Below are 20,409 nucleotides of genomic sequence, written 5' to 3' on the forward strand. Positions count from 1 at the left end.
GCCCGTGACCGAACGCCCCGCGCCCTCCGCACCCTCCACGTCGACCCGGGTCGCCGCGATCGACTGCGGCACCAACTCCATCCGCCTCCTGGTCGCCGACGTCGCGCCCGACGGCACCCTCACGGAGGTCGACCGGCGGCTGCGCATCGTGCGCCTCGGCCAGGGTGTGGACCGCACGGGCGAGCTCGCCCCGGAGGCGCTGGCGCGGACGCTGGAGGCATCGCGCGAGTACGCCGCGGTGATCGCCGAGGCAGGGGCCACGCGGGTCCGCTTCGTGGCGACGTCGGCCACGCGCGACGCGCGCAACCGGCGGGAGTTCTTCGACGGCGTCCACGCGGCCGTGGGCGTCGACCCCGAGGTGGTCTCCGGGCGTGAGGAGGCGGAGCTCTCCTTCCGCGGCGCCACCGCGGGCGTGGCCTCGCAGCACCCCGGGCCGTACCTGGTGGTGGACCTCGGCGGCGGCTCGACCGAGCTGGTGCTCGGCACGACGACGCCGGAGGCCGCCCTCTCGCTCGACGTCGGCTCGGTGCGGATGACGGAGCGCCACCTGCACTCCGACCCGCCGGCGCCGGCCGAGGTGGAGGCCGCCCGCGCCGACGTGCGCGCCGCGCTCGACACCGCCGCCCGGACCGTCCCGTTCGGCCGGACCATGACGCTCGTCGGCCTCGCCGGCTCGGTGACGTCCGTGACCGCGCACGCCCTGGGGCTGGCCGAGTACCGGCGCGACGCCGTGCACGGCGCCGTCCTGGGCGTCGACCGGGTGCTCGCCGCGTGCGACGACCTGCTGCACCGCAGCCGCGAGCAGCGCCTCGCCCTCGGGTTCATGCACCCCGGCCGCGCGGACGTCATCGGCGCGGGCGCGCTGGTCTGGGCGGAGGTCGTGCGGCGGGTGCGCGACGACGTCGCCGCCGCGGGCGGCGAGCTCGCGGACGTCGTCACCAGCGAGAGCGACATCCTGGACGGCATCGCGCTCTCCCTCGCCTGAGCGCACACCGGCCGAGACGCGCCGACGGCTCGTCGGCGCGTCGCCTGTACTACTGCGCATCGCGCACTAGTGTCTGTCGCGAAGCAGTCGGGAGGAGAGGTCGATGGACACGACGCAGCTGCTCAAGGGGGTGCTCGACGCGGCGGTCCTCGCCGTCGTCGAGGACGAGGACGGGTACGGGTACGACGTGGTGCGGCGCCTGCGCGCCCGAGGGCTCGACGACGTGGGCGACGCCTCCGTCTACGGGACGCTCCGGCGGCTCTACGCCGCAGGGTCTCTCACCAGCTACGTGGTGCCGTCGGGGGCGGGCCCGCACCGCAAGTACTACGGCATCACCGCGCACGGGCGGCAGACGCTCGCGATCCAGCGCAAGGAGTGGCAGGAGTTCGCCGGCACCGTCGGCGGCCTCCTCGGGAAGAGGGACGAGGCAGCCTGATGACCAGCATCGCGCCCGGCGAGGACGCCGGCACCGCCACGACCGCGACGTCGCTCGCCGACGTCCTCGCCACGCACGCCCGGGGCTACGCCCAGGCGGTCCGCCTCAACCTGGCAGACCTCGGGCCGGAGGTCGTGGACGAGCTGACCGACGGGATGGAGGCCGACCTCGCCGAGGCGTTCACGGAGGCGACGGCGCCGCTGAGGGCGGGGCGGGCCCGGTCCGACGACGACGACGTCGCGCTCGACCTCGTCGCGCACTTCGGCCCGGCCGCGGACTACGCCGCCGAGCTGCGGGCAGCCGCCGGCCTGCCCGCCGAGCTGCCGGGCGCACGGAGGCGTGCGGGTGCGCGGCCCACGCTCGCGGCCCGGCGCGTCCTGCTGGGCGAACGGTGGCGCCGGGCCTGGCAGCCGGTGACCAGCACTCCCGCATGGGCGCGGCTGCGCGGGCTGGGCCGGGACGTGCGGCCGGCGTGGTGGGTGGCGCGCGGCTGGATCGTCGGCGCGCTGCTCGTCGCCTTGTTCACGCGGTCGACGGACGGTCAGCCGTCGCTCGTCCCGGAGGGAGCGGGAGACCTGTTGGTCATGGGCGGGTCCGCCCTGGTGAGCGTGCAGTGGGCGCGCGGTCGATGGCTCCCGCGCCGGTGGCAGCCGCGGCTCACGGTCGCGGCGTCGCTCGCCGCGGTGCTGCTGGTGCCCGCCGTGGCGGTCGCGACGCACGACGAGTCCGTGCGGGGCTCGGCCTCGGGCGGCAGCTCGTACGACGCCGGCTACAGCGCCGGGCACTCCGACGCGCTGAACGTCGGCTACGGCGACGGTGCCGAGGGCGACGGCGTCTGGGTGGACGGCGAGCCCGTGGCCAACCTCTTCGCCTTCGACGCGAACGGCGACCCCATCAAGAACGTCCAGCTCTTCGACGACCGCGGGCGGCCCGTGCGCACCGTGACGACGGAGGGAGACGAGCAGGCATGGTCGGTGCCCGACCTCGACGGCATCTGGTACTTCCGGCCGGCGACGGCGGACGACGGCCGCAAGCGGTGGAACGTCTACCCGATGCGCGCCGTGCCGGAAGAGGGCATGGAGTGGTCGGAGGACGGCGGATCGTGGCAGCCGCAGGTCGGCGTGCAGCCCGAGGACATGCCCTGGCCCTTCCTCAAGGCACCGACCGCGATCGGCGAGCGGACGGGCGGCGCGACGGAGGAGGACCCCGCGCCGGAGCCCTCCGCGGAGAGCACCGCCGGTCGCTCGGGCGGCGCCGTGGCCAGGACGACGGCCGCCGTGGCGCCGGGTCGCTGACCTGCGGCTCCGTGGCGCGTCGGCACCCGCGCCGGCGCACCACGGAGCGGGGGAGGGTCACGGGCTGGACGGCCCGACTGCATGCCCCCGGCACGGTCGTAGAATGGTGTTCATGCCTCAGAACGTTCTGTCGTCGGACACCTCTGTCCAGGACGCGCCCGCCGCGGCCCCGCGGCCCCGCAAGGTGCCCCGCATCGTCGTCCTCGGCGGTGGTTCCGTCGGCCTCTACGCGGCGCGTCGCCTGCGCCGCAAGCTCGGCAAGCAGGACGCGGCGATCGTGGTCGTCGACCCGCGGCCGTACATGACCTACGCGCCGTTCCTGCCGGAGGCCGGCGCGGGCTCGATCGACGCCCGCGACGTCGTCGCCCCGCACCGCAAGGCGCTCAAGGGCATCGACGTGCTGCAGGGCCTGGTCAACCACATCGACCACGCCGGCCACAAGGTCACGATCCACCCCGAGGAGGGGCCGGACTACGAGGTCTCGTACGACCAGCTCGTCATCGGCCTCGGCTCGGTGTCCCGCACGCTGCCCATCCCGGGCCTCGCGGAGAACGCGATCGGCTTCAAGAACGTGGAGGAGGCCATCGCGGTCCGCAACCACGTGCTCAACCGCATGGACGTCGCCTCGTCCACCTGGGACGCGGACGCGCGCAAGCGCATGCTGACGTTCACGTTCGTCGGCGGCGGGTTCGCCGGTATCGAGGCCCTGGCCGAGATCGAGGACATGGCGCGCTACGCCACGCGCAACTACCCGACGATCGACGCCGAGGACCTGCGCTTCGTCATGATCGAGGGCTCGGGCCGCATCCTGCCCGAGGTCTCCGAGCCCATGGGCCTGTGGGCGCTCGACGAGATGAAGAAGCGCGGCATCGAGTTCCACCTCAACACGTTCCTGTCGTCCTGCGTCGACGGGCACGTCGTCACCTCGACGGGCGTCGAGTTCGACACCGAGACGATCGTGTGGACCGCGGGCGTCAAGGCGAACCCAGTCATCAAGGAGGAGTCGGACCTCCCGTTCGACCGGATGGGCCGCGTCATCGTCAAGCCCACGCTCCAGGTCGCGACGGAGGACGGCGAGATCGTCCCCGACGCCTGGGCCGCGGGCGACTGCGCCGCCGTGCCGGACGTGCTCAACCCGGGCCAGTTCTGCCCGCCGAACGCGCAGCACGCGATCCGCGAGGCCACCAAGCTCGCCGACAACCTGGTCGCCGTCCTCAAGGGCCAGCAGCCCGAGGACTACGCCCACAAGAGCGTCGGCGTCGTCGCGTCCCTCGGCCTGTACAAGGGCGTCGCGGAGCTGTTCGGCTTCCTCAAGCTGCGCGGCCCGCTCGCGTGGCTCGCGCACCGCGGCTACCACGTCATGGCGATGCCGACCGGCAACCGCAAGGTGCGCATCCTCATCGGCTGGATCGGCCAGTTCCTCATGGGCCGCGAGATCGTGTCGCTCGGCTCCCTGCACGACCCGCGCGACGAGTTCCGCAAGGCGTCCGTGCCGCCGAAGCAGCCGGGCGAGAAGGTGGAGCAGAAGGCCGAGTCGTCGGCCGCACGCGCCGAGAAGGGCTGACCTTCCCCGGTACCGTGAGCGGGCGTCGGCGATCTCCCTCGAGAGGTCGCCGGCGCCCGCTCCGTCGTCCCGCCCCCGTAGCCCAACTGGCAGAGGCAGCCGGCTTAAACCCGGCCCAGTCCCGGTTCGAACCCGGGCGGGGGCACCCTCTCTGGCCCTCGTCGCCCTGTCCGTGGCGCGTCGCGCCGGCGTTCCGTGCACCGGACGTCGGCGGGCGTGTGCGCGGGGCAAGTGTCACGATCCGAGATATCGACTCGCTCGGAGGGGGCAGTGATGATTTCTCGACGCACGCAGTCGCTCAGGGTGGCTGTCGCGATCGCGGCGGCCGGATTTCTTGTCGGGTGCGGCTCTGCGGACGACGGTGACTCGCCGGAACCCGCGGAGTCCGTGGCCTCGGAACCGGCGGCGGAGTCGCCCGAAGCCGGTGACGAGAAGGACGACGCGACGGTCGCGCAGGAGAACGCCGTGGCGAGCGCCCAGAGCTATCTCGAGATGGGTGGCTTCTCGAAGCAGGGCCTCACGGACCAGCTGAAGTTCGAGGGCTACTCGAACGCTGACGCGAAATACGCCGTGGCGCACGTCGACGTCGACTGGAACGTGCAGGCGGAGATCGCTGCCAAGAACTACATGGACACGCAGTCCTTCTCGCGTTCGGGTCTCATCGAGCAGCTCGAGTTCGACGGTTTCACCGCGAAGCAGGCCGAGCATGGAGCCGATTCCGTGGGGCTTTGACGTCACGTCATCTCGCGGTCACCCCGCACCACCGGCCGTCTCCGCTTCGACGTCGGCGCCGGCGCGGCGGAAGGCGTCGACGACGCGGCGCACCGCGAGCCGCTCGGCGCGGTCGGGGCGGAGGACGGCGGAGACGTGCCGCGCGGACGCGATGTCGGCGAGCTCGCGCAGCACGAGCCGGTCGCCGGTGGGCGTGGTGAAGCGGGGCAGGACGGCGACCTGGTCGCCGGCGGCGACGAGCGCCTCGATGAGGCGGTTGTCGCGCAGCCGCTGGACGACGCGCAGCTCGGCCCCGGTCGCCTGCTCGATGGCGAGGCGCACGGTGTCGAACGGGTAGCCGAGGGGCACGCCGATCCAGTCCTGGTCGACCAGGTCCGCCGGCCGTACGCGCGGCAGGCGGGCCAGCGGGTGCCCCGCGGCCATCGCGATGTCGAGCGGCTCGCGGGCCAGCGGCACGACGGTGAGCCCCTCGGCCCCGGCGGGCCGCACGCTGGTGAGCGAGTGCGCGACGACGACGTCGTGGTCCGCGGTGAGCGGACCGTACTCGGCCTCGGCGATGTCGACGTCGACGCACCGCAGGGTGAGGGCGGTGCCCTCGAGGTCGGCTATGGCGCGGGGGAGCAGGAACGTGGCGGCGCTGGCCAGGGCCGCCACGGTGACCGTGCCGGACGGCTCGCCCTGGAACTCGTCCCAGCGGGCCTGCACCTGCGCGAGCGCGGCGGCGACGCTGGCCCCGCCCTCGGCCAGCAGCCGCCCGGCGTCCGTGAGGCGCAGCCCGCGGCCGGACGGCTCGACGAGCGGGGCGCGCAGCTCGCGCTGGGCGGTGCGCAGCTGTTGGGAGACGGCCGACGGCGTGCGGTGGGTGGCGCGGGCGACGGCCGTGACGCTGCCCCGGTCGGCGAGCTCGCGGAGCAGCTCGAGGTGCCGGACATCCATGAAGTCAGCCTACAGACACGATGAAGCAACTTTCGCTTGTCCTTCACCGTGCCGCCGGGTGAGGCTGGGCGCATGCCCGCCCGCCACCGGCTGCTCGCCGTCCTCGTCGCCCTCCTGTGGGGGTTGAACTTCATCGCCATCGACGCGTCGCTGCAGCACTTCCCGCCGATGTTCCTCGTCGCGCTGCGGTTCGCGCTCATCGCGCTTCCGACCGTGTTCCTGGTGCCGTGGCCGGACGTCCCGGTGCGCTGGGTGGTCGGCTACGGGCTCGGGTTCGGCGCGCTGCAGTTCCTCTTCCTGTACTGGGGCATGGCGGCCGGGATGCCCGCCGGGCTCGCGTCGCTCGTGCTGCAGATGTCCGGCCCGTTCACCGTGCTGCTCGGCGCCACGTTCCTGCGCGAACGCGTGAGCGGCCGGCAGGTGCTCGGCATCCTCGTGGCCGTCGGCGGGCTCACCCTGGTGGCGTGGCAGCAGGCCGCGACCGCCACCGTCGTGCCCTTCCTGCTCACCCTGGCCGGCGCGTTCGGCTGGGCGATCGGCAACATCTGCAACCGGCAGGCGAAGCCGCAGAGCCCGCTGCGCCTCACCCTGTGGATGTCGGTGGTTCCGCCCCTGCCGATGCTCGCGCTGTCGCTGCTGGTCGAGGGGCCGGGCGAGATCGCGCACTCCCTCACGTCGTGGGACGACCCGGGGGCCGTGGGCGCCGTCGTCGGCCTCCTGTACACGGTGCTCGTCGCGACGGTGCTCGGTTCCGGCGTGTGGACCTGGCTCATGGCCCGCCACCCCGCGGGCGTGGTCGCCCCGTTCTCCATGCTCGTGCCCGTGGTCGGCATGTCGGCGGCCTGGCTGCTGCTCGGCGAGCGGGTGACCCCGCTCGAGGGGGTGGGCGCCGTCCTCGTCGTGGGCGGGGTCCTGTACGGCAGCGGCCGGGCCGCGCGCCGCCTTCTGCCGTCAGCAGAACGGCCGACCGCGGAGCCGCTGGCGGAGCCGTCGGCCGCCGGTCGCGGGTAGCGTCGTCGGCATGACGGCGGACACGGGGTTCGGCACGACGACGACGGAGCACGTGCGCGAGCCGCTGCTGCGGCACCTGGTCGGGGCGATCCTGCGCCGGGCGCGCCTGGCGCAGGGCCGCACGCTGCAGGAGGTCTCCGGCACGGCGCGCATGTCCACCGCGTACCTGTCCGAGGTGGAGCGCGGGCGCAAGGAGGCGTCGTCCGAGGTGCTCGCCGCGGTGTGCGCGGCGCTCGGCATCCGGCTCGTCGACCTCGTCGCCGAGGCGCACGACGCGCTCGCCGCGAGCGCCGAGCACCAGGAGCGCGTCCGCGTGCTCACGTCCCTGCGCGACCGGTCGCCGTCGTCGTCCCGGCACGTGCGCTCGGCGACGGCCGTGCGCACGACGACGTCGGACGTCGTCGCCCTCGCCGCGTAGCGCCAGCGCCGAGCATGGAGTTCTTCGTCTACCACCGTGACCGTGCCGGGTCGATCGCCCTGCGCGAGGCGCTCAACGACGAGCACCTGGCCTACATGGACCGGTTCGCGGACGGGATGATCGCGCGTGGTCCGACGACGACGGACGGTGGCGAGACGCTCACCGGGAGCGTGCACGTCCTCGACCTGCCCGGGCCCGAGGCCGCCCGGGCGTTCGCGTTCGACGAGCCCAACTACCAGGCCGGCGCGTACCGCGACGTGCTGCTGCGCCGGTGGCGCAACACGCTCGGGCGCACGATGTGGGACTACCCCGGCGGGCCGGAGGGCGATCCCCGGTACCTGGTCCTCGGGCTCGGGTGGCGGGGGACCGGCGAGCCCCTGGTCGCGCCGGGAGCGGGGGTCGGCCTGGTCGCGGCGGGACCGCTCCTGTCGGACGACGGCGCCGCGGTCCTCGGCGCCGCCGTGCTGGTCGAGGCCGCCGGGCCCGACGACGCCCGCCGGGTGCTGGTCGCGGACGACTACGCGGACGTCGAGGTCCACGACTGGCACGTCGGCGGCCGCCCGGTGCCGGGGGACGGCTAGGCCGCGGCGCGGTCCGACAGCTTGCGCGAGGTGACGACCGCGTCCGCCACCCCGTAGTCGACGGCGTCCTGGGCCGACAGGATGAGGTCGCGGTCGGTGTCGGCGCGCAGCCTTTCGGCGGTCTGCCCGGTGTGCCGGGCCAGGAGCTGCTCGGTCTCGGCGCGCAGGCGCAGCACCTCGCGCGCCTGGATGGCGAGGTCGGACACGGTGCCCTGCCCCTGGGTGGACGGCTGGTGCAGCAGCACGCGGGAGTGCTCCAGCACCGTGCGCTTGCCGGGCGTGCCGGCGGCCAGCAGCACCGCGGCGGCGGACGCCGCCTGCCCCATGCAGGTGGTGGCGACGTCGCTGCGCACGTACTGCATGGTGTCGTAGATCGCGGTCATCGCGGTCGCGGAGCCGCCGGGGGAGTTGATGTACAACCCGATCTCCTGCTCGGGCGCCTCGGACTCCAGGTGCAGCAGCTGCGCCATGACGACGTTCGCCACGCCGTCGTCGATCTCGGTGCCGAGGAAGATGATCCGGTCGCGCAGCAGGCGGGAGAAGACGTCGGAGTAGCGCTCTCCCAGCGGGGTGCGCTCGACGACGTTCGGGATCGTGTAGCTCATCCGCTCGTCCATCACAGCCCCGCCTTCCGGCCGCCGGCCGACGGCCGCACGTCCTCGACGCTCTCGACGATCCGGTCGACCATGCCGTACTCGACCGCCTCGGTGGCCGTGAACCAGCGGTCACGGTCGCTGTCGGTGGCGATCTGCTCCACCGTGCGGCCGGTGTGCTGCGCGATGAGCTCGTGCATCACGCGCTTGGTGTGCTCCAGGTTCTCCGCCTGGATCGCGATGTCGACGGCGGTGCCCCCGATGCCGGCCGACGGCTGGTGCATCATCACCCGCGTGTGCGGCAGCACGTAGCGCTTGCCCTTGGTGCCGGTGGTGAGGAGGAACTGGCCCATGCTGGCGGCGAAGCCGAACCCGACCGTCACGACGTCGTTCGGCAGCAGCCGCATGGTGTCGTAGATGCCGAGCCCCGCGGTGACGGAGCCGCCGGGGGAGTTGACGTACAACGCGACGTCGGACCGCGGGTCCTCCGCCGACAGCAGCAGGAGCTGCGCGACGACGCGGTTGGCGACGGCGTCGTCGATCTCGGTGCCGATCACCACGATGCGCTGGTGCAGCAGCCGCGCGGTGAGCTGGTCGTCGAAGGCGGGCGCGGCGGGCGGTGCCGGGGTGCTCAGGGTCGGGGTGCTCTGGGTCGGTGTGCTCATGTCCCCACCGTCCGACGACGGTGGCCGCAGCGGGAGGGTTCTCTGCCGGGAGCGCATCCGCTCAGGGCAGATCCGGTGGGAACCCTCTGGCGGGGCGGGCGGTCAGAGTCGCGGGAACCAGCGTCGTCGGACACCGACGAGGACGAGCCCCACGAGCACCAGGACGATCGCCGCCACCATCAGCCCGGCGTCACCGAAGCCGGTGGATGCCAGCGCGCCCGGCAGCGGGGCCTGGGACGACGGCGGTGCGTCGGCGTGCGGTGCCCCGGGCCGTTCGTCACCTCGACCGGCGGGCCCGTCGGAGGCATCCGGGGGCACCGCGTCGTCGCTGCCGTCGCCACTGTCGCCACTACCGCCACCGCCACCGCCACCGCCACCACCGCCGTTGCCACCGCCGTTGCCACCGTCGCTACCGCCATCGCCCGGCGGGTCGGTCGGGTCCGGCTCGTCCGGCGGGTCGGTGGGCTCGGGCTCCTCGGGTTCGGCGAGCGTCCCGCCGCCGAGCCATGCCGTCGTGGTCGCGTCGTCGAGCGTGCCGACCTCGTCCCCCTGCGGCGCCTGGACGCCCACGGGAAGGCTCGTCGCCTCGAACCGAGCGCTGCGGACGGTACGTGGCAGCTTCGGGTGGTCGCGCTCGAACTCCGCCTTCGGCGTCAGGTCCCGCGGCGCGTCGGGGAGCACGATGCCGCCGAAGATCTCGATGTAGAACTCCTGCTCGCCGTGCTCGTACTCGTAGCGGTACTGCACGGTCTTCAGCAGCTCGCGGTACTCGTCGTACACGTCCTTCGGGTCGTACTCGGTGCGCGCCGGCCAGGCGCTGACGTCGCCCGAGCCGATGACGTCGTGGAAGGCGCCCGGGCGCTCCGCGTCGCGGTCCTTGATCCACTCGGCGGCGACCCGGGCCGTGTAGACGCGGCGCAGGTCCGCGTACTCGGGGGCGGAGTTGACGTAGTCCTCGAGCGGTTGCTCGAAGTCGTCGACGATGCGCTGCGTGTTCCGCTCGACCATCTTCGGGGGAGCGTCCTGGCAGACCTCGTTGCCGGGTACCTCCCAGTCCACGTCGAACGGCTCGATCTGGACCTGCAGCGGGGCGTCCAGGATGTAGAGCTGGTCGTCCTCGACGCGCACCTTGGCCGGCTGCGGATCGATCCACAGCCGGGTCCAGTCGGAGCAGATCAGGCCGTCGTCGGTGCGCTCCAGCGACTCCCAGTGCTTCTTGCCCTGCTCCGTCTCGGGGCGCATGAGGTCGTTGAGGCTCTGCTTCATCTCCAGGTCCGCCTCGAGCAGCACGCGACCGGCGTCGGTGGAGCCGAACTCCTCGTCGACGATGGTGTCCGGCGTGTCCGGGTTGAGGTTCACCCAGAACTGCTCGGGGTCGAGCGCGAGCCACGTCATGAGGGCGTCGGAGGACAGGTCCAGCGCGGCCTCGCCTCCGTACCCGGGTTCCGCCACGCCGTCGTCGGGGAGCTCGTCCGCCGAGAAGGCGTACCCGTAGTCGCCCGCCTTCGGGTCATCGGTGACGTAGCGCAGCTCGAGGGAGCGCCAGTCGATCCCGCCGGGGCTGCGCGGCATGAACCCCTGCCGGCGGCCGTCGGCGCCGAACGAGGCCTGCATCCGCTGGCCCTCGCGGGCGAGCGCCGGGGTGCGTCCCGACCGCTGGGCGAGATCCTTCGCCGGCCCCGCCGTCGCGCGGCGCGGGCACGTCGCCGAGAGCGTGGACGGGCCCGCGGACTTCGGGGCGGGCCCGCACGTCGGGTTCATCGCGGTGCTCGACGACGGTGACGGGTTCTTCTGGACCGCGGTGGAGCGCAAGGTCGTGTGCTCGACCTTGTGCGTGCGCATCTGCTCGAGCTGCTTCGGTGTCGGCTCCTTGCTGAAGATGTAGACGACGCGCCAGCCCTTCGCGCGCAGCGCGGCGTCGGCCTTGAGCTGGCTGGCGCGCAGCGAGGAGTTCCCGGACTTGACCTCGTACGCGATCTTGAGGGTCCGGTTGACCGAGTCGTAGCGGCGGTTGGAACCGAGCTTCTGCTCCTTCGCCAGCTTGGTGTCCTCGCACATCCAGCTCGGGCCGCCGAGCTTGAGCCGCCGACCCACGTTCCCGTGGAACGCGTCGCCGCGGGCGTCGTTGGCCTGGTTCGGGATGTAGGAGTTGCGCCACTGGTCCCACCCCCACGTGCCCTTGTAGACGTTCCATCGCCGGATCATGCGGTCGCGGGAGCCGACCGGGAACGTCTTGTAGCTCCCCTTGAGCTTCTTCAGCTCGGCCTTCGTCGGCTCCTTCTCGCCGCTGAGGTGCTCGGCCGGGTTCTCGTACTCGTAGTCGGCGATCGTCTCGGCGTGGCCGCTGGGCAGGCCGCCGCCGGGCAGGTCGACGGGATCTGCCGCTTCCGAGATGCCGTCGATGAGCTCGTCGCACTGGACGTTGAACTTGGGCGCGCCCTCGCTGGCGAGTCCGGGCACCAGCACGAGGGAGACGGCGAGCACGAGGGCTGTGGCCACGGCGGACGCGACGGCGCGTCGCAGGCGGTCGCGTCGCAGCACGGCGGCGGTGGACTCGTCGACCTCGTTGGCGTGCCTGCTCACGACGCTCTCCTTCGACGCGGGGTGGGTCTGCCGCCGGGGTGGTCACACGTCTGTGACGCAGGCAACCCTCCCGACGGTAGCCAGGAGCGACCGGTTCCGCGCTCGTGACAAATATTGCGTGAGGCAACCGAGTGTCGCGACGGTCAGGCCGGGGGCGTGTCCCGCTTGTAGGCGTCGAGGTCGGCGTTGAGGCGCTCGACGAGCTCGGCGAGCAGGGTGCGGTCGGCGGGGCTCCAGTCGGCGAGCACGGTGGAGTAGGTGGCACCGCGCCGGCGTCGCTGCGCGCGCAGGGCGTCCCGGCCGCCGGCGGTCGCGGAGACGAGGACGGCGCGCCCGTCGTGGGGGTCGCGGGAGCGCTGCACGTGGCCCGCCCGTTCGAGGGCGACGACCTGGCGCGTCACGGTGGAGGCGTCGATCCCGAGGCGGTCCGCGAGCGCCTGGACGCGCTGGGGGCCGCCGTCGCGCAGGGCGTGCAGCAGGAGGTAGCCGGAGCGGTCGAGGTCGTGGCCGCCGGTCCGGACGGTGGTCGCCGCGGTGGTGCGCTCGGCGCGGCGCAGCAGCTGGGCGAGGCCGAGCTCGACGCGGGCGACGACCTCCGCCGTCGCGGCGTCGTCGCCCTGGTCGGGGCGCTTCTTCTCGACATTGTTTCCCCGGGAAGCGGTCATAGGTGTATCCTACAGGTAATTACCTGCACCATGCAGGTATTTCGGCGCCCGAACGGCCCGTGGCCGGCGACGACGACGGCGCAGCAACCAGCAGACGACGCCCGCGACCGACCGTGGGGCAGGAGTGAGGAGTCCGTGGCAGGCACACGCAACGAACCGAACAAGACCGCGATCTACGCGACCGCGCTGACCGCGTTCTTCGCGATCGCCGGCATCGCCGTCGTCGACCCGATCCTCCCGGTGATCGGGGAGGCGATCGGTGCCACCACGTGGCAGATCGAGCTCCTGTTCACCGCGTACATCGCGGTCATGGCCGTCGGCATGATCCCGGCCGTGCTCGCCACCGGGAAGTTCGGCTACAAGAAGATCCTGGGCGCCGGCGTCACCATCGTCGCGATCGCGGCGATCCTCGCCGCGCTGAGCACCTCGATCGGCCAGCTCGCTGCGCTGCGCGGTCTGTGGGGCCTCGGCAACGCCATGTTCTTCGCCACCGCGATGGTGCTGCTCGTCTCGCTCGCCAACGACCGCGAGTGGGTGGTCGGCATCTTCGAGACCTGCGTCGGCCTCGGCTTCGCCGTCGGCCCCCTCATCGGCGGCCTGCTCGGCAGCATCAGCTGGCGCGTGCCGTTCCTCGCCTGCGGCCTGTTCATGATCGTGGCCCTCGCGATGTCGATCACGAAGCTCAAGGACCCGGCCGAGAAGCCGGCGCCGCTGCACGTGGGCCAGGTCTTCGGGCTCTTCCGCAAGCCCGCGTTCCTCGCGCTCGCGGTGGTCACCGCCACCTACAACTTCGTGTTCTTCGTCATCCTCGGCTACACGCCGATCTTCCTCGGGCTCGACGTCATCCCCCTCGGCCTGGTCTTCACCGCCTGGGGCCTCGGGCTCGCGTTCGGCATCCTCGTCGTCGGCCACAAGCTCGCGCACACGATCGGCGCCGTGCAGACCCTGGGCGTCGCCGTCGCCGGCGTGCTCGTGATGACCCTGCTGCTCGCCCTCGGGCTCCCGACGGCGGCCTCCATCGTCGTGCTCGTCGTTGCGGGCGTGTTCATGGGTATCGCCAACGCCATCCTCACCGACCTGTCGCTCGCCCTCGGCGACCCCGACCGCCGCGTCACGACCGGCGCCTTCAACCTCGTGCGCTGGGGCTTCGCCGCCCCCGCCCCGGTGATCGCCGGCCTGCTGCACCCGGTCGGCGCGTCCGCCCCGTACTGGGTCGGCGTCGGCGTGCTGGCCGTGGGCGTGATCGTCTTCCTGCTCACCGCGCACAAGATGGCCGGCCAGCTCGGCGAGAAGGTGCTGTGGGCGCGGTGGAACCGCGCCGCCCGCGCCGTCGAGGGCACGCCCGAGGAGGCCATGTCCGAGCTGTGACACCCCCGTCGCGCACCGGCGCGACGCGGGCACAGGCGGGCGTCGGGCGGGGGACCGCCCGGCGCCCGCCGCCGTCCGCGCGGCGCACCCGTCCGACCTTCGGCCACGGCCGTCAGCCCTTCGGACGATGTCCCGGGGAACTCGGGCGGCGTATCGTCCGTTCAGCCCAAGCGTCACGACAGCGGAGTCGTGCCCCCCTGCCGACCGCCCGTCTGGAGTGAGCGTGTTCCGACTTGCCCGCCTGTCCCTGGCGAACCGCGCCGTCGTCGCCCTGGCGACGATCGCGATCTTCGTCTTCGGGGCGATGAGCCTGGGCTCCCTCAAGCAGGAGCTCATCCCGTCCCTGGAGCTCCCGGCGGGCGCGGTCGTCGCGACCTACCCGGGCGCCTCGCCGGAGGTGGTCGAGCAGCGCGTCACCGAGCCGCTCGAGGCCGCCGCGCAGTCCGTCGAGGGCATCGAGTCCATCGGCTCGACGGCGTCCACCGGCAGCTCGGTCACCACCGTGCAGTTCGAGTACGGCACCGACATGGACGCGGCGACCCAGCGGCTCCAGACCGCCGTCACCCGCATCCAGTCACAGCTCCCCGAGGACGTCGAGCCGCAGGTCGTCACCGGCTCGCTCGACGACCTGCCCGTCATCCAGCTGGCGGCCGCCGGCAGCCAGGACTCGGGCGAGGACGTGGACGCCGCGGCGCTCGCGGACACCGTCGACTCCGTCGTCGTGCCCGCGCTGGAGGACCTGGACGGCGTCCGCTCGGTCGCCGTCACCGGCGGCGAGACCGACCAGGTGCTGGTCGACGTCAAGACGAAGAAGCTCGCGGCGGCCGGCCTGACGACGCAGGACGTCGCCGACGTGCTCAAGGACAACGGCGTCGTGCTGCCCGCCGGCACCATCACCGACGACGACGTCACCTACTCCGTCCAGGCCGGCTCCAGCATCGACAGCGTCAAGGAGCTCAAGGCGCTCCCGCTCGTGCCGGACCCGGCGGCGGCGGCGGGCGCGACGACGGGCGCGGGCGACGCGACCGGCGGCACCACGGGCGAGGTCGGCGACGGCACGGGCGCCCCGCCCGCGGCCGACGGCTCTGCGCAGGACCCCGCGCAGGGCGCCGAGGGCGCCACCACCCCGCAGACCCCGGCCGCCCCCGAGCCCGTCACGCTCGCCGACGTGGCCACCGTGCAGGTCGTGCCGGTCGAGGCGACGTCGCACTCCCGGCTCGACGGCGAGTCCTCGCTGGGCGTCGCCATCACCAAGACCCCCGACGGCAACACCGTCGACGTCTCCCACGCCGTCCAGGACGCGATGGACGACCTGCGGCCCGAGCTCGAGGCCGCCGGGGTCACCACCGCCGTCGTGTTCGACCAGGCGCCGTTCATCGAGGAGTCGATCGAGGGCCTCGCCACCGAGGGCGGCCTCGGCCTGCTGTTCGCCGTGATCGTCATCCTCGTGTTCCTGGTCTCCCTGCGCTCCACGCTCGTGTCCGCGGTGTCGATCCCGCTGTCGCTGGCCGTGACCTTCGTGGTCATGAACGCCACCGGGTACACCCTGAACATCCTCACGCTCGGCGCCCTGACCATCTCGATCGGCCGCGTCGTCGACGACGCCATCGTGGTCATCGAGAACATCAAGAGACACCTGTCGTACGGCGAGGACAAGAAGGCGGCGATCCTCACCGCCGTGCGCGAGGTGGGCGGCGCCATCACCGCGTCGACCATCAGCACGGTCGCCGTCTTCCTGCCGATCGCGCTGGTCGGCGGCATGGTGGGCGAGCTGTTCCGGCCGTTCGCGATGACCGTCGCGATCGCGATGCTCGCGTCGCTGGTCGTGGCCCTGACGATCGTGCCCGTGCTGGCGTACTGGTTCGTCAAGGCGCCCGCCGTCGCCACGGACCCGGCCGAGGCGGAGCGTGTCCGCGAGGCCGCCGAGGCCAAGGAGCGCCGCGGCCTGTGGCAGCGCGCGTACGTGCCGAGCCTCGGCGCCGCGCTGCGCCACCCGTGGGTCACGCTCGTGGTCGCGGTCGCCGTCCTCGGCGGCACGCTCGCGCTGGTGCCGCGCCTGGAGACCAACTTCATCGGCGACTCCGGCCAGGACACCGTCACGGTGACGCAGTCGTTCGAGACCGGCGCGTCGCTCGAGGCGCAGGACGCCGCGGCCACCGAGGTCGAGGACGCCCTGGCCGACGTCGACGCGGTCGAGAGCGTGCAGACCACCGTCGGGTCGGGCGACGCCGCGATGGCCGCGTTCATGGGCGGCGGCTCCGCGCCGCAGGCCACGTTCGCGATCACGCTCGACCCCGACGCCGACGGCGTCGAGGCGCAGACCGAGATCCGCGACGCCGTCGAGCCGCTGGCCGAGACCGGCGTCACCACCGGGGTCAGCGTCTCCGGCGGGGACTCCGGCTTCGGCTCCAGCACCGTGGACCTCGTCGTGCAGGCGAACGACAGCGACGACCTGGACGCCGCGGCGCAGCAGGTCACCGACGCGGTGTCGGGCCTGGACGGCGTGGCCGAGGTGACCAACGACCTCGCCGCCGCGCAGCAGGTCGTGCAGGTGTCCGTCGACCGCGAGAAGGCGGCCGAGGCGGGGCTGACCGAGACCCAGGTCTCCGGGATCGTCTCGGCGGCCATGGGGCCCGAGCAGACCGTGGGCGAGGTCGACCTGGGCGACGGGCCCACCGACGTGGTCGTGAAGACCGGCGACGCCCCGGCCACGCAGGGCGAGATCGAGGACCTCGAGGTCCCCACCGCCGCAGGCATGGTGCCGCTCACCGACGTCGCGACCGTCGAGAAGGTGGACGTGCCCACGTCGATCTCCCGCACCGACGGCGCGCGGTCCGCGACCGTGTCGGTGACGCCCGAGACGCAGGACGTCGGCACGCTCACCGCGGACATCACGGCCGCGACCGACGACCTCGACCTCCCCGCGGGGGCGACCGTCGAGATCGGCGGCGTCGCCTCCGACCAGGCGGACGCGTTCGCCGACCTCGGGCTGGCGCTGGTCGCCGCGATCGCCATCGTCTACCTGGTGATGGTCGCGACCTTCGGGTCGCTGGTGCAGCCGCTGATCCTGCTGGTGTCGGTGCCGTTCTCCGCCACCGGCGCGCTGCTGGCGCTGCTCGCCACCGACACCCCGCTGGGCGTCCCGGCGCTCATCGGCGTGCTGATGCTCGTCGGCATCGTGGTGTCGAACGCGATCGTGCTCATCGACCTCATCAACCAGTACCGGGACCCGGCGCACGGGCACCCCCGGTCGCTGGAGGAGGCCGTGCGCGAGGGCGCCCGCAAGCGTCTGCGCCCCATCGTCATGACGGCGCTGGCGACGATCTTCGCGCTGACGCCGATGGCGATCGGCCTCACCGGCGGCGGGTCGTTCATCAGCCAGCCGCTGGCGCTGGTGGTCATCGGCGGGCTCATCTCCTCGACGCTGCTCACGCTGTTCGTGGTGCCCGTGCTCTACGAGCTCATCGAGCGCCGCAAGGAGCGCCGGCACACGAAGCGTGACTCGCGCGTCGTGCGCCGGGCGGAGAAGGCCGAGCGGGCCGCGGCGCGCGCCGCTGAGAAGGCGGAGGCGGCCGAGGAGGCCGCCGCCGTCGCCCGCCGTCAGGCGGGTACCGACCCCGCCTGACCGTGCTCGGCGGTGGTGAGCGTGATCGTGGCCCTGTTCCGGTCGTGACCCAGGGCCACGATCACGCTCACCACGAGCGCGGGTCAGGCGTCGCGGCGCCTGAGCGTGATCGCCGCGGCGACGAGCAGCACCACGGTGTACCCGACGAGGACGGCGTAGCCGACCCACGGGTCGAGCAGGGCGTCCGTCTCGGCGCCGCGGGAGATGATCCGCTCGCCGGCCACGCTGGGCAGCAGCTTGTTCACCCAGTCCGTCCACGCGGCGTCGGACGCCTGCACGACGATGCTGAAGATGAGCGGCACCACGAAGAAGATCGCGACGATCGTGAAGATCGCGCCCGCGCTGTGGCGCATCAGCGTGCCCACGGCCAGCGAGAACGCGGCCACGGTGGCGAGGTAGAGCACGCAGCCGGCCAACGCCCGCACCTGCTCGGAGTCGGACAGGTCCACGCTCATCCCGGCGTCCTCGAGCAGGGGCGCCGTGGCGACGTACGCGATCACCAGGGCGAGGGCCACCACGACGGCGGTGGCGAGCACGATGACGACCAGCTTGCCCCACAGCACGGGCAGGCGGCGGGGCACGGCGGCGAACGTGGACCGCACGGTGCCCGTGGAGTACTCGCTGGTGACGATGAGCGTGGCCAGCACGCCCACGGCGAGCGCGCCGAACGAGTAGCCGAACGACACGATCGTCGTGCCGGTGAGGCCGATCGCCTGGAGCCCCGGGTCCTGCGACATGCCCTCGGCCATCTCGGGGGTGTCGACCATCGTGCGCACGATCGCGGCCATCATGAGCGCCAGCCCCACCATGACGACGGCCGTGATCACCACGGTCCACACCGTGGAGCGCAGGGTGCGGAACTTGATCCACTCGCCGCGCAGCACGCGGCCGAACGTCACCCGCTGCACGACGACGGCCGGCGCGGCCTCGCGGGTGGGTGCGGTGGCGGTCATCGGGGCGCTCCGTCCGTCGTCGCGCCGGTCTCGGCGCCCGGCGCCGGGGCGGCGCCGTCCAGGGCCTCGGCCTGGTACTCGACCGAGTCGGCGGTGAGCTCCAGGTAGGCCTCCTCGAGGGTGGAGGACACGGGGGTCAGCTCGTGCAGGACGACGCCGCCCGCGGCGGCGAGCTCGCCCACCCGGGCCGCCTCGACGCCCGTGACCTCGAGGACGCCGTCCTCGGCCGGGGCGACGTCGCCGCCCTCGCGCCGCAGGACGTCGGCGAGGTCGGCGGCCTGCGGCGAGCGCACCCGCACGAGCCGGCGGGAGGCGCCGTCGACCAGCTGCTGCACCGGCATGTCCGCGAGGATCCGCCCCCGCCCGATCACGATGACGTGGTCGGCGGTGAGCGCCACCTCGCTCATGAGGTGGCTGGACAGGAAGACCGTGCGGCCCTCGCCCGCCAGGAAGCGCGCGAGGTTGCGCACCCACAGCACGCCCTCGGGGTCGAGGCCGTTGACGGGCTCGTCGAGGATGAGGGTGCGCGGGTCGCCCAGCAGCGCGACCGCGATGCCGAGCCGCTGCCCCATGCCGAGGGAGAAGCCGCCCACGCGCTTGCGCGCGACCGCCGTCAGGCCGGTGAGCTCGACCACCTCGTCCACCCGCGCCGGCGCGATCGCGTGCGTGGCGGCCAGCGCCTGCAGGTGCTGGCGCGCCGTGCGGCCGGGGTGCACCGCCTTGGCCTCCAGCAGCGCGCCCACCTCGGCCAGCGGCCGGGCGTGCTGCGCGTACGGGCTGCCGTTCACCGTGACCCGTCCGGCCGTCGGGCGGTCCAGGCCCATGATCATCCGCATCGTGGTGGACTTGCCGGCCCCGTTCGGGCCGAGGAAGCCCGTGACCGTGCCGGGCCGCACGGTGAACGTCACGTCGTCCACCGCGAGCTTGGGTCCGTATCTCTTGGTCAGGCCGTGTGCTTCGATCATGTCGCCCCTGGAGGTCATCTCGGGTGCCGTCGTCGCGGGATCACGGGTCCTTCCCGAGCCTACGTGCTGGTCATCGCCGCGTCACGGGCAGGGAGCGGGTGATCCGGGCGGACAGGGCATGATGCGGCCATGCCGTCCGAGCTGCCGTCCGACCTGCACGACGCCCTGTCCGCCGACGACCTCGACCTGGCGCTGCAGGCGGCGCTCGCCGGCGCCGAGCTGGGGCTGCGGTACTTCGCGCACGTGCAGGAGCTCGCGCGGGACCACAAGCTCGACGGGTCCGTCGTGACCGAGGCCGATCTCGCGGTCGAGGAGCGGGTGCGCGCCGTGCTGCTCGCCGCGCGGCCCGACGACGCGTTCCTCGGCGAGGAGACGGGGGAGCGCGGCGCCGCGCGGCGCCGGTGGGTCCTCGACGGGATCGACGGGACGCTCGTGTTCGTCGAGGGCGACGACCGGTGGCAGACCCTGATCGCGCTCGAGGAGGACGGCGAGGTGACCGTCGGCGTCGCGATCGTGCCCGCTCAGGGACAGGTCTGGTACGCGGCTCGCGGTCGGGGCGCGTTCGTCGCGGACGTCGTCGGCGGGCGCGTCACGGGGGCGCGGCCCCTGCGCGTCGGCGGGCCGCCCGGGTCGCTCCGCTCGGCGCGGACGGCGGTGCTGCCCCCGGTGGCCATGGTGCCCGAGCGGTACCGGGCCGAGGTCGACCGGCTCGTCGGCGCCGTCGAGCCGGCCGACTGGCGCGTGCACGGCGCACTGCTCGTCGCGGCCGGGGAGCTCGACCTCGCGATGCAGGTGGGCGGCAAGGTGTGGGACTACGCGCCGCTGTCCCTCATCGTCACGGAGGCCGGCGGCACCTTCGGCGGCGACCACGGACAGCCGCACCCCGTGACCGGGACCGGGGTGTTCGCCGCCGACGAGGCGACGGCGGAGGCCGCGCGCGGCGCCCTCGGAAAGAGTCGCCGACCTGGGAACGTCTGAGGAACATCGCGCGTTCACTACGATGGAACGCACGGCCAGCGACCCGGCACTGCGCG

At 73.3% G+C, this 20,409-nt stretch carries 18 protein-coding genes and 1 tRNA gene; 12 read left to right on the forward strand and 7 right to left on the reverse strand.

Features of this window, described 5'->3' with window-relative positions; translation table 11 throughout:
• Nucleotides 1–4: 4 nt before the first annotated feature.
• The 6 genes from ACFQ8E_RS01705 (at nucleotide 5) to ACFQ8E_RS01730 (ending at nucleotide 5,012) form a co-directional block, all read left to right on the forward strand.
• Entirely contained in the window at nucleotides 5–985 is a 981-nt protein-coding gene (locus ACFQ8E_RS01705; RefSeq protein ID WP_430548832.1) for an exopolyphosphatase, read from the forward strand.
• Between the two features lie 103 nt (nucleotides 986–1,088).
• Complete coding sequence (locus ACFQ8E_RS01710) at nucleotides 1,089–1,421, forward strand: PadR family transcriptional regulator (protein ID WP_430548833.1); 333 nt, start codon at nucleotides 1,089–1,091, stop codon at nucleotides 1,419–1,421.
• On the forward strand, nucleotides 1,421–2,716 hold the full coding sequence (locus ACFQ8E_RS01715; RefSeq protein ID WP_430548834.1) for a hypothetical protein: 1,296 nt from the start codon (nucleotides 1,421–1,423) through the stop codon (nucleotides 2,714–2,716). Before ACFQ8E_RS01710 ends, ACFQ8E_RS01715 begins: the two co-directional genes overlap by 1 nt.
• A gap of 112 nt (nucleotides 2,717–2,828) precedes the next feature.
• Entirely contained in the window at nucleotides 2,829–4,280 is a 1,452-nt protein-coding gene (locus ACFQ8E_RS01720; protein ID WP_430548835.1) for an NAD(P)/FAD-dependent oxidoreductase, read from the forward strand.
• A gap of 71 nt (nucleotides 4,281–4,351) precedes the next feature.
• A tRNA-Leu gene (locus ACFQ8E_RS01725) sits at nucleotides 4,352–4,425 on the forward strand.
• A gap of 128 nt (nucleotides 4,426–4,553) precedes the next feature.
• Nucleotides 4,554–5,012: an Ltp family lipoprotein gene (locus tag ACFQ8E_RS01730; protein WP_430548836.1), complete on the forward strand. Its 459-nt coding sequence runs from the start codon at nucleotides 4,554–4,556 to the stop codon at nucleotides 5,010–5,012.
• 18 nt (nucleotides 5,013–5,030) lie between these two features.
• On the opposite strand, the gene ACFQ8E_RS01735 is transcribed toward ACFQ8E_RS01730, so the two are convergent.
• Nucleotides 5,031–5,948, reverse strand: a complete 918-nt coding sequence (locus ACFQ8E_RS01735) for a LysR family transcriptional regulator (protein WP_430548837.1) — start codon at nucleotides 5,946–5,948, stop codon at nucleotides 5,031–5,033.
• Nucleotides 5,949–6,020: 72 nt separating this feature from the next.
• Here ACFQ8E_RS01735 and ACFQ8E_RS01740 point away from each other — a divergent pair, with 72 nt between their 5' ends.
• The 3 genes from ACFQ8E_RS01740 to ACFQ8E_RS01750 are packed head-to-tail and all read left to right on the forward strand — an operon-like array spanning nucleotide 6,021 to nucleotide 7,958.
• Nucleotides 6,021–6,959 (forward strand): EamA family transporter, encoded by a 939-nt coding sequence (locus ACFQ8E_RS01740; protein ID WP_430548838.1) that lies wholly within the window; start codon nucleotides 6,021–6,023, stop codon nucleotides 6,957–6,959.
• Nucleotides 6,960–6,969: 10 nt separating this feature from the next.
• Nucleotides 6,970–7,377 carry a helix-turn-helix domain-containing protein gene (locus ACFQ8E_RS01745; RefSeq protein ID WP_430548839.1) on the forward strand — a complete coding sequence of 136 codons (408 nt, stop codon included), beginning with the start codon at nucleotides 6,970–6,972 and terminating at the stop codon, nucleotides 7,375–7,377.
• Nucleotides 7,378–7,391: 14 nt separating this feature from the next.
• Entirely contained in the window at nucleotides 7,392–7,958 is a 567-nt protein-coding gene (locus tag ACFQ8E_RS01750) for a YciI family protein (RefSeq protein ID WP_430548840.1), read from the forward strand.
• On the opposite strand, the gene ACFQ8E_RS01755 is transcribed toward ACFQ8E_RS01750, so the two are convergent.
• The 4 genes from ACFQ8E_RS01755 to ACFQ8E_RS01770 all read right to left on the reverse strand — a co-directional run bounded on the left by ACFQ8E_RS01755 (nucleotide 7,955) and on the right by ACFQ8E_RS01770 (nucleotide 12,464).
• Entirely contained in the window at nucleotides 7,955–8,563 is a 609-nt protein-coding gene (locus ACFQ8E_RS01755) for a ClpP family protease (protein ID WP_430548841.1), read from the reverse strand. The genes ACFQ8E_RS01750 and ACFQ8E_RS01755 overlap by 4 nt on opposite strands.
• An 11-nt stretch (nucleotides 8,564–8,574) precedes the next feature.
• Entirely contained in the window at nucleotides 8,575–9,216 is a 642-nt protein-coding gene (locus ACFQ8E_RS01760) for a ClpP family protease (RefSeq protein WP_430548842.1), read from the reverse strand.
• Nucleotides 9,217–9,318: 102 nt separating this feature from the next.
• Nucleotides 9,319–11,799 carry a hypothetical protein gene (locus ACFQ8E_RS01765; protein WP_430548843.1) on the reverse strand — a complete coding sequence of 827 codons (2,481 nt, stop codon included), beginning with the start codon at nucleotides 11,797–11,799 and terminating at the stop codon, nucleotides 9,319–9,321.
• A gap of 143 nt (nucleotides 11,800–11,942) precedes the next feature.
• A complete protein-coding gene (locus tag ACFQ8E_RS01770) occupies nucleotides 11,943–12,464 on the reverse strand; it encodes a MarR family winged helix-turn-helix transcriptional regulator (RefSeq protein ID WP_430548844.1) in 522 nt (173 codons plus the stop codon).
• Between the two features lie 135 nt (nucleotides 12,465–12,599).
• Here ACFQ8E_RS01770 and ACFQ8E_RS01775 point away from each other — a divergent pair, with 135 nt between their 5' ends.
• Together ACFQ8E_RS01775 and ACFQ8E_RS01780 are read left to right on the forward strand one after the other, a co-directional pair.
• The gene (locus ACFQ8E_RS01775) at nucleotides 12,600–13,832 is read left to right on the forward strand and encodes an MFS transporter (RefSeq protein ID WP_430548845.1); all 1,233 of its coding nucleotides are present in this window, start codon (nucleotides 12,600–12,602) and stop codon (nucleotides 13,830–13,832) included.
• A 223-nt stretch (nucleotides 13,833–14,055) separates the two neighbouring features.
• Nucleotides 14,056–17,457: an efflux RND transporter permease subunit gene (locus ACFQ8E_RS01780; RefSeq protein ID WP_430548846.1), complete on the forward strand. Its 3,402-nt coding sequence runs from the start codon at nucleotides 14,056–14,058 to the stop codon at nucleotides 17,455–17,457.
• An 83-nt stretch (nucleotides 17,458–17,540) separates the two neighbouring features.
• Here the strand turns inward: ACFQ8E_RS01780 and ACFQ8E_RS01785 are convergent, their stop codons facing one another.
• Complete coding sequence (locus tag ACFQ8E_RS01785; RefSeq protein ID WP_430548847.1) at nucleotides 17,541–18,410, reverse strand: ABC transporter permease subunit; 870 nt, start codon at nucleotides 18,408–18,410, stop codon at nucleotides 17,541–17,543.
• Nucleotides 18,407–19,375 (reverse strand): ABC transporter ATP-binding protein, encoded by a 969-nt coding sequence (locus tag ACFQ8E_RS01790; RefSeq protein WP_430548848.1) that lies wholly within the window; start codon nucleotides 19,373–19,375, stop codon nucleotides 18,407–18,409. Before ACFQ8E_RS01790 ends, ACFQ8E_RS01785 begins: the two co-directional genes overlap by 4 nt.
• A 129-nt stretch (nucleotides 19,376–19,504) precedes the next feature.
• Here ACFQ8E_RS01790 and ACFQ8E_RS01795 point away from each other — a divergent pair, with 129 nt between their 5' ends.
• Nucleotides 19,505–20,353, forward strand: coding sequence for an inositol monophosphatase family protein (locus ACFQ8E_RS01795; protein ID WP_430548849.1), 849 nt, complete (start codon nucleotides 19,505–19,507; stop codon nucleotides 20,351–20,353).
• Nucleotides 20,354–20,409: the final 56 nt, after the last annotated feature.

Origin of the sequence: Isoptericola sp. NPDC056573 (assembly GCF_042793335.1) — a bacterium.
GTDB lineage: Bacteria > Actinomycetota > Actinomycetes > Actinomycetales > Cellulomonadaceae > Isoptericola.